The sequence below is a fragment of the Siphonobacter sp. BAB-5385 genome (genome assembly GCF_002261125.1).
Lineage (GTDB): Bacteria > Bacteroidota > Bacteroidia > Cytophagales > Spirosomataceae > Siphonobacter.
In genome coordinates this window covers 1-7,837 of record NZ_NMPS01000092.1, presented here as the reverse complement: position 1 = coordinate 7,837, position 7,837 = coordinate 1, and the positions used below count along the sequence as shown (strand labels likewise).

Here is a 7,837-nt window from a genome sequence, read left to right as displayed (position 1 = left end):
GTATCTTACCGAACATCACGGTTGCTACCACGAGCGTGACCAATGCCAACTTCGGCGTGCAGCAACCGCCGCTTGCCGAGCCGAAGACGTACCTGATTGATGTACCGAGCCCGAATGTCAAAATCAAACTCGATAGCAGTCACGTCTCCACCGGTACAGGCACGGCTTCCCCCGGCCAGCTCACGGGACAAGATCCCGAGGACGGCCGTCTGAGTGGCGAGCAGAAAAACCGTACGGTAACCATCACCAGCCTGCCCACCAACGGTACGCTCTGGTACGATGGCGTGAAAGTGACGCCGGGTCAGGTGCTGACTAACTACGATCCATCGAAGCTCGAGCTGGAGTTCACCGGTACGGGCTACACCTCGACTGAGTTTACCTACGCCTACCACGATGCGGCGGGTAGTATCTCGCCATCCGTGACGTATACGTTAAGCTGGGGTGGTCCGCTGCCCGTGCGTCTGATGAGCTTTGAAGCCACGTTGAAAGGATCGCAGGTAGAACTTTCCTGGACGACGGCTCAGGAGAAAAACAGCCAGCACTTTGAAGTCCAACGCAGCCGCTCGGGCAATGCCCAGGAGTGGACGACGCTGGGCGTGGTGGCCGCTAAAGGCCAGAGCACGAGCAAGCAAAGCTATCGCCTGGCAGATTCGCAGCCGCTTTCAGGCACGAGTCTCTATCGCCTGAAAATGGTCGATCAGGATGGTAGCTTTGACTACAGCCGCAGCCGCTCGGTGCTGGTGAAAGCACCTTTTGAAACGAAGGTGTATCCCAACCCGGCTTCAGATAAACTCTACGTGCGGGTCACGGATCCCCAGCAGGTAAAATTGCTTCGTCTGACTAGCGTAACGGGTACTACCGTTGCCGAATCGGAGGGGCTGGGCGATGACTATCTGTCGGTGCAACACGTACCTTCCGGGGTGTACATGCTGAGCATCCAGCATCAGGATGGTTCGGTATACAGCCACCGCGTGGTGATTGTTAAATAAACCACTGGGCGGGTTTAGTAGCCTGACCAGCCAAGGGGCTGCTCCAGTTGGAGCAGCCCCTTTTTTGTTTAGTACTTCCGTACGGGAAATGGAGAACTACAATTAATACTATATGAATTTGTAAACTATTACTACATAAATTTTCAATTACTACTATAGTTTAAATGCCCATCAGAGAAGTACTTTGTTAGAAAATTGGCTAACGTTTCGGCAACCGATCCAGATTTTGTTGCTGATTATGAGTTATCTGGTTTTTATTGTTGACGGATGACTAGCTGGCTTAGCTGTAAGTAATTTTTGTTCCGAAGCTAATCCAATAGAAGAGGTCCCAGCACAAGCGTTAGTGCGTATTCCTAAGCCAAAGTGGCAACGTATGAAGGATACGTCTAAAGTTTTAAGAAATATAATCTTGCCTCTTACGCCCATAAACTAGTAACACGAAATTCAATCCAGCGGTCCCTTCGCTACAGGCCAGAAATTCGTGAATCAGTATAGCATAATTCCAACGCCCCATATTACTGATACTCTATGATGTTAGCTGTACTCCCGTCCCCTACCGAAAATGTTTCTACTCAACGGGTTATCCATCAGATTCGCTCTCCGCGTAACGTAAGTTCAAAGGTTCTGGTGATTACGGATTACGATTACTTTCTCACGAAACGCGATCTGAAGCGTCTGCTGATCAGTTATCAACGTATCATTCTGGTACCTGCCCATATGAGAGCAAGCCAGAATCTGGAGACATTGGTACAACCCTTTGAATACGTACATCTGGTTACCTGCCCAGGTTCCTGGCAACCTTCGAAGGCCCTGCTCGTCCAGAAACGTTCAAATTTTCACATTAGTACCATTTCAGATTTTTGCGAAGAGACATTGGGTAAAGTGTACATTGCTCAATCCGCTCCTCACATCAATTCCAGTGGTATGTTCCCCGGATTTTCGCCAGGCATACGCCTGTTTAAGAAAGGTCTGGATACCCTCTTAAGCCTTGGCTTACTAGTGGTAAGCAGTCCGGCCTGGCTGTGGAGTGCTTTCAAAATCAACCAACAATCGCCTGGTCCCGTGTTTTATCGACAGATGCGGGTGGGACGCAAAGAACAGGAGTTTACCTGCGTCAAGTTTCGCTCCATGCGGCTGGATGCCGAAGTTTCGGGAGCGGCCTTTTCCAGCAAACATGATTCAAGAACATTTGCCTTCGGAGCCTTCATGCGAAAAGTACGGCTGGATGAACTGCCGCAACTGTTAAGTGTTCTCAAAGGAGAAATGTCACTCATCGGTCCCCGTCCCGAACGTCGGGTCTTCACGCAGGTGTTCGAAGAAGAAATTCCTCATTACCAGGAACGGCACATCATTAAACCCGGAATTACGGGCTATGCCCAAATATGCTATCCGTACGGAGCGGGTCTTCAGGACGCCCGCCATAAACTCATGTATGATCTCTACTACATCAAGCATTGGAGCGTACGGCTGGAGGCTTACATTTTCTTCCGAACCATCGTTACCGTATTTACCAAGCAAGGATGCTAAAACAAGTCGTCGTCGATGAGAAAGGCTCTATCGAGACGATTGACTGTGAATAAGAACGAATGGTATTGTTTCAGCAGACTTCCGTTAGGACAGTAAATTACTAATTACCTCTTTTACATCACTTCCAGGTCCAGAAGAGTACCCCCGATTTGCTTGAAACGAGTCAAATAGGCTTTCGCATCAAGTAACTGATAAGGGAAGTACAAACCTGCCGGAGTCGCCGACTTACCGTCAAGTCCGATCAGTCGTTCCAGAACCATGGATACCCCAAATCCCGTCAGGGGCATCTGACCTTCTGGATGAACGACCGCATGACGCGTACGCAAAGCTTGGCCTGCATGATCTTCTCCTTCCAGTTCAATTATTATTTCCGTTGACATCGGTTCCCCGCGACGACGGGTAGACGTCACACCAATAGCCAGATTGAATTGAACGTTGGGGGAGCCTGTTACCGTAGCCAGACTAATGACGTCATTGGGAGCCAGGGCGAAAGCGTCCATTTCCGTACCATCCACGGCCCGAAAGGTAGTTTTGCCCTCGTCGCCACTCCGCCACACGTAAGCACCCTCGCGGCGAGTGAGGGATAAAGGCATCGTTTTCATTTGTCGTTCCAGGTCGGCATCTGCTGCCGGACCGCCAGCGTCCTCTTCGTCCAGGAGTGCACTGAGGGTGATGGCATGCACACGGCTGAAAGCCTTCACAAATTCCAGCGTAGGAATCGTCGTGGCTCCCACCAGCCATTCCGTACCCAATACGATTGGAGCGGCGTCTGGCCTATGAATGTAGGCGGCTAGTTCCGGGGCGATTTCGTGCAAACCCGGAGAAATCGTAAGGTACGGCACGCCGCGTGACTGAGCGAAACGCAATCCGGCAGCCCGTTCATCCGTAAAAAAGAGGGCGACGGCACTAACCGGACGATCGCCCAGACCGAGATCCTCGGCCGTGAGGTCGATCTTCACACCTTCCGCCTGACTGATTTCGGCGGCCGCCTTTTTCGCTTTAGCAAGATCCCGTCCACCGATCAGCAGGGGTACTTCCGGGTGAGCTTTTCGTAGGAAATGAGCGGTCCAACGGCCCACGATACCGGAGCCGCCGATGAGCAAAATAGGGTTGGATGTCATCATCAAATCTTTAGGATTGCTATTCGTGATAGAAAATCAATGAAAAGAAGTGTTCGCTGATGAGACTCAATCTAAAGCAAAAAGGTTTTAGTCCTGCCTGAAATAGTGGTTGCAGCATTCGATACGGAGATCTTTAGGAACGGAGCCTTTTAAAGTAGGAATCAATCATAAAAGGGGTCATGTTTGCTTCATTTTGGGTATAGATTCTTACCCTGAAGCTTTTCACCCCATCTTCCGAAGCTCTTACCCCATTTTTTTGCGATACAGCCGCTTACCTTTTTGCTTTGAAGCATTCATCGTCTGCGATTCGGCAATTATGGCTATTACACGTTTACCCATCTGGCAACAATGGCTTGTCCATGCCCTGGTCCTCTGGCTAGGAATGGAGCTGAGTGATGCTCTTTCCTATAGCTATCAGGTGTACAGGGAGGGGCCCTATCTCATCAATCCCGATGGCTCGTCGGTTACGGCCTGGCAACGGTTCATGAACCACAATTACAGGCAGGGCTTGTGGGCGGTGATGGCCGTAGGAACGCTACTGGTCGAACTCAACTATCACCTGATTTTCAGAAAAAAATCCATCCGATTTTTTCTGATCAGCACCGGTTTGGGCTCGGTGGGTTTTACTGTACTACTTGCGTACTTCAACCAGTGGAAGTTCGGGGGTTTGCCGAATCCGATCGGAGAACCCACTCTGGTCGTGGCAGCTTATAGCCTTGGTTATGCGTTGTTGCGGCAGTATATCCAGCAGCGGGTGGATCAGACGCAACAGCAGATTCAGCTCACCAATGCCGAACTGCATGCCCTGAAAGCTCACATCAATCCCCACTTTTTCTTCAATACCCTGAATACCTTGTACGGAACGGCCTTACTCGAACAGGCGGAGCAGACGGCTCAAAGCATTGAACAGCTCGCCAGCATTATGCGATATACGGTTGACCGTTCGAGGAACGATCTGGTATCGGTTGCCGAAGAGCTAACGTTTATTACTGATTACGTGCAGCTACAAAAACTGCGGCTGCCCGTACGGGAGAATATTCAGATTCAAACCGAGCTTACCTACGACGAAAAGCCTACTCAGATTGCTCCCCTGCTGTTGCTCCCTTTGGTGGAAAATGCCTTTAAATACGGTATTCGCATGGATGAGCCCTGCTTTATTACCCTACGATTGAGCGTTCAGCAACAGGAGCTGGAATTGGTCATTGAAAACAGCCTGTTTCCCCGGCGGAATGATCAGCCGGGCCTGGGTACCGGTTTAGTCAACACGAAAAAACGCCTGTCGCTGCTGTATCCGGATAAACATCAACTCAGCGTACAATCCCTGGCGGATCGGTACTTCGTCCATCTGCATCTCACTCTTCACTAATCTACTAGTTATCATGCGATTATTTCTTGTTTTTGCACTCCTGGGTGTGCAGTTGAATGCCTATGCCCAACTGAAACTTTCGGGCAAGCTGAGTCCAACCGTGAAAACGCTCACGTTTTACGTACCCTTTGACTGCTGGGTGTACCGGGCCGATTCGCAAAAAGTAGATCTGGACGCTCAGGGGAACTTTTCCGTTCAGCTACCCGTAACGACACCCCAAATCATTTTCATGGATTATGCCGATCAACGCCTGTACCTCTACGCCGAACCCGGCAAGACCTTGACAATGCGGGCCGACCGCAGCGACATCCGATTCGGTGGAAGTCTGGGTAAAGAAAACCAGTTTCGCCAGCAACTGGGCCTGACGTATAATCGGTTAGGGCGAACGACTTATAACGATTCATTAAGTAGCCCGGCCACGATTCTGGCGGAGCTTCAGCAAAGTCAAAGCTGGGCCTTCGATCAGCTCAAAACCCTTGCTTTCAAGCCGACGTCGGCGTTTTTAGAAATGACAAAAGCCGACCTTACCTTCTTTCCGGCCAGTAAAGTCTGGGACCTGATTTGGGAAAATGGCGTATGGACATCCCGTAACAAATCCCAGTATGGTCAGCCAGAGTGGCAGGCTGTTCTGAAACAAGCGTATCAGGCAGTAAATCTTTCCGACGCAACGGCCCTACGCAGTTATCCCTACCAACAGGTGATTGCCTATTACTCCCGCTATCTCCAGCACCAGTGTACCTCGAAAGAAGCTTTTGCGACGCTGGCCGAGGAAATGTTTCAAAAACCCTTTGCTGCCGTCAATCAGGACGTACGTGAGAAGGGCGAGCGTTACTGGGAGTACAAAGCCATCAACTACGGCCTCAGCGGATCGTCGCTGGAACGGGCGATTGCCTCGTTCCTGACGCAGGGAATCAAGCACGGTGAGCTGGGCTACCAACGCGAGGCGTATCAGGACTTCATGCACCGCTTTCCCAAAAGCTCCTACCGACCGTATGTACAACAACTTATGAAACCCTACTGGGATCGTGTGTTACAAACTGAACGGTCAGATATACACGTACATCCTGCGTCCATACTTACACTGGATTCGCTGCTGGCAGCTCACCGGGGTAAGGTGGTCTATCTGGATCTGTGGGGAAGCTGGTGCGGCCCCTGTCGGGAGGAATTTACGTTCAATCAGGCTCTGAAAGAACAGTTCAAGGGACAAGCCGTTGATTTCCTGTACGTAGCGGTTGAACATACGACGAACCCAGAAAAAGGCTGGCGGGAGACGATTGCATTCTATCAGTTAACGGGTTATCACATCCTGGCGGGGAAAGCACTGGTGGACGATATACAGCGGCACTATTCGCCACGGAGTCATCTTCAGTTTCCATCGTATATCTTAGTCGACAAATCGGGTAAAATAGTGACCGTACACGCAAAACGGCCTTCCGAAAAGGAAGCTCTGTATGAACAAATCCGGCAACTCTTGTGAAAAAAGATTCCGCTCCGCTCCGTTGTGTATTGATTGATGATGAACCCATGGGCCTGCACGTGCTGGAGTCGCACGCCCGACAGGTGCCTTATGTCCAGGTAGTTGCCAGCTTTGCCAGTGCTACGCAGGCCCTGGCCTTTTTACAGACGGAATCCGTGGATTTGCTATTCCTGGATATTCAGATGCCCGATTTATCCGGACTGGAAATGGCCCAGATCATTGGTTCGTCCGTGCCAATCATTTTCACGACGGCCTACGCAGAATATGCGGTGAACGGTTTTGAGCTGGAAGCCCTCGATTATTTATTAAAGCCCATCCGTTTGAGTCGTTTCGTTCAGGCCTGCCAGCGTGCTATGGCCAAACGCTCGCAGCAACATTTATCAGAATGGACAGCCCCTGATTCCCTGTTCGTGAAAACGGGTTACGACTGGGCACGCATCGACCGGGCGACCTTGCTCTACGTGGAAGCGGATGATAATTACCTGACATTTCACGAACCCAGCCGCCGGACTTTAACCCGAATGAAACTGTCGGAAGCCATGGAGCGATTGCCCGCCGATCAGTTTATACGCATTCATAAGTCGTATATCGTCTCCCTGAGCAAAGTTGAGAAAATTGAACGGCATCAGGTCACCCTGACCACGGGTGCTGTTTTACCCTTGTCCGCTTTGTATCGGGATGAATTGCTGAATCGATTAACCTAACCGCTATTTTTGCAACAAGAAGGGAGTCTATTCGTACAGCGAAGGTTTATTCACCAGTAGTAGAGCCAGCTTAATCCTTATCCCTTAAACGCTTGTTGCCATGCCTAACCTTTCTAAAACGACCCTGCTCGCCCTGTCCCTGGTAATTGTAGGAGGGATACTAATCATTTACTGCATTAAAACCGCTAACTCCTTCTTTTTGCCCTGTTTGGTAGCCATCCTGACGGCTTTTGGGCTGGGTATCCTGGAACCCCAGAAAGGCTGGAAGTTTGCCTTACTCGAAGTTGCCATTCTATGGGTAGGCTACTGGGTTTTTACCAATTTTCCCGAAAATGAGACGCGTCAAAGTGTAGAGTTGCTGGCCTTGGGTATTTCAACGGTCATTGCCTTTGCCTGTTCAGCGTTAATAGGGTTTGTTCGTAGGGCGTAAGGTTGTTTCTGGCTTTACAATTTGGAAAAACGTCTGGTTAAATAGTTCCTATTTCGTCCTGTAGAGATGACTAGTGTATGCCCATTTCATGGCGAAAAAAAATTCCTATTTTGGGAGTTTTCATATTCACCTAGACTGAGTTTGGTCCTCCTTGCTGGCTGTTCGGTAGCCCAGAACCCTCTCCATGACTAACCATTCCATGGGGGCCATCCCATGGCGGCGA

Annotated in this window: 7 protein-coding genes; 6 read left to right on the top strand and 1 reads right to left on the bottom strand. The window is 50.3% G+C overall.

What is annotated here, in order from left to right; genetic code table 11:
* Nucleotides 1-989, top strand: a 989-nt coding sequence (locus tag BWI93_RS09290; RefSeq protein WP_141217408.1) for a T9SS type A sorting domain-containing protein, incomplete at its 5' end; no start/stop codon positions are given.
* Nucleotides 990-1,517: 528 nt separating this feature from the next.
* The gene (locus BWI93_RS09285) at nt 1,518-2,516 is read left to right on the top strand and encodes a sugar transferase (protein WP_255157787.1); all 999 of its coding nucleotides are present in this window, start codon (nt 1,518-1,520) and stop codon (nt 2,514-2,516) included.
* Between the two features lie 113 nt (nt 2,517-2,629).
* Here the strand turns inward: BWI93_RS09285 and BWI93_RS09280 are convergent, their stop codons facing one another.
* Nucleotides 2,630-3,640: a hypothetical protein gene (locus BWI93_RS09280; protein ID WP_217902251.1), complete on the bottom strand. Its 1,011-nt coding sequence runs from the start codon at nt 3,638-3,640 to the stop codon at nt 2,630-2,632.
* Between the two features lie 313 nt (nt 3,641-3,953).
* On the opposite strand from BWI93_RS09280, the gene BWI93_RS09275 reads away from it, so the two are divergent.
* From BWI93_RS09275 to BWI93_RS09260, 4 genes are all read left to right on the top strand, one after another.
* Nucleotides 3,954-5,003 (top strand): sensor histidine kinase, encoded by a 1,050-nt coding sequence (locus tag BWI93_RS09275; RefSeq protein WP_141217407.1) that lies wholly within the window; start codon nt 3,954-3,956, stop codon nt 5,001-5,003.
* 13 nt (nt 5,004-5,016) lie between these two features.
* Nucleotides 5,017-6,480, top strand: a complete 1,464-nt coding sequence (locus tag BWI93_RS09270; protein ID WP_094810498.1) for a TlpA disulfide reductase family protein — start codon at nt 5,017-5,019, stop codon at nt 6,478-6,480.
* Nucleotides 6,477-7,184 carry a LytTR family DNA-binding domain-containing protein gene (locus BWI93_RS09265; RefSeq protein WP_255157786.1) on the top strand — a complete coding sequence of 236 codons (708 nt, stop codon included), beginning with the start codon at nt 6,477-6,479 and terminating at the stop codon, nt 7,182-7,184. The genes BWI93_RS09270 and BWI93_RS09265 overlap by 4 nt, the downstream gene beginning before the upstream one ends.
* 100 nt (nt 7,185-7,284) lie before the next feature.
* The gene (locus BWI93_RS09260) at nt 7,285-7,614 is read left to right on the top strand and encodes a hypothetical protein (RefSeq protein WP_094810496.1); all 330 of its coding nucleotides are present in this window, start codon (nt 7,285-7,287) and stop codon (nt 7,612-7,614) included.
* Nucleotides 7,615-7,837: the final 223 nt, after the last annotated feature.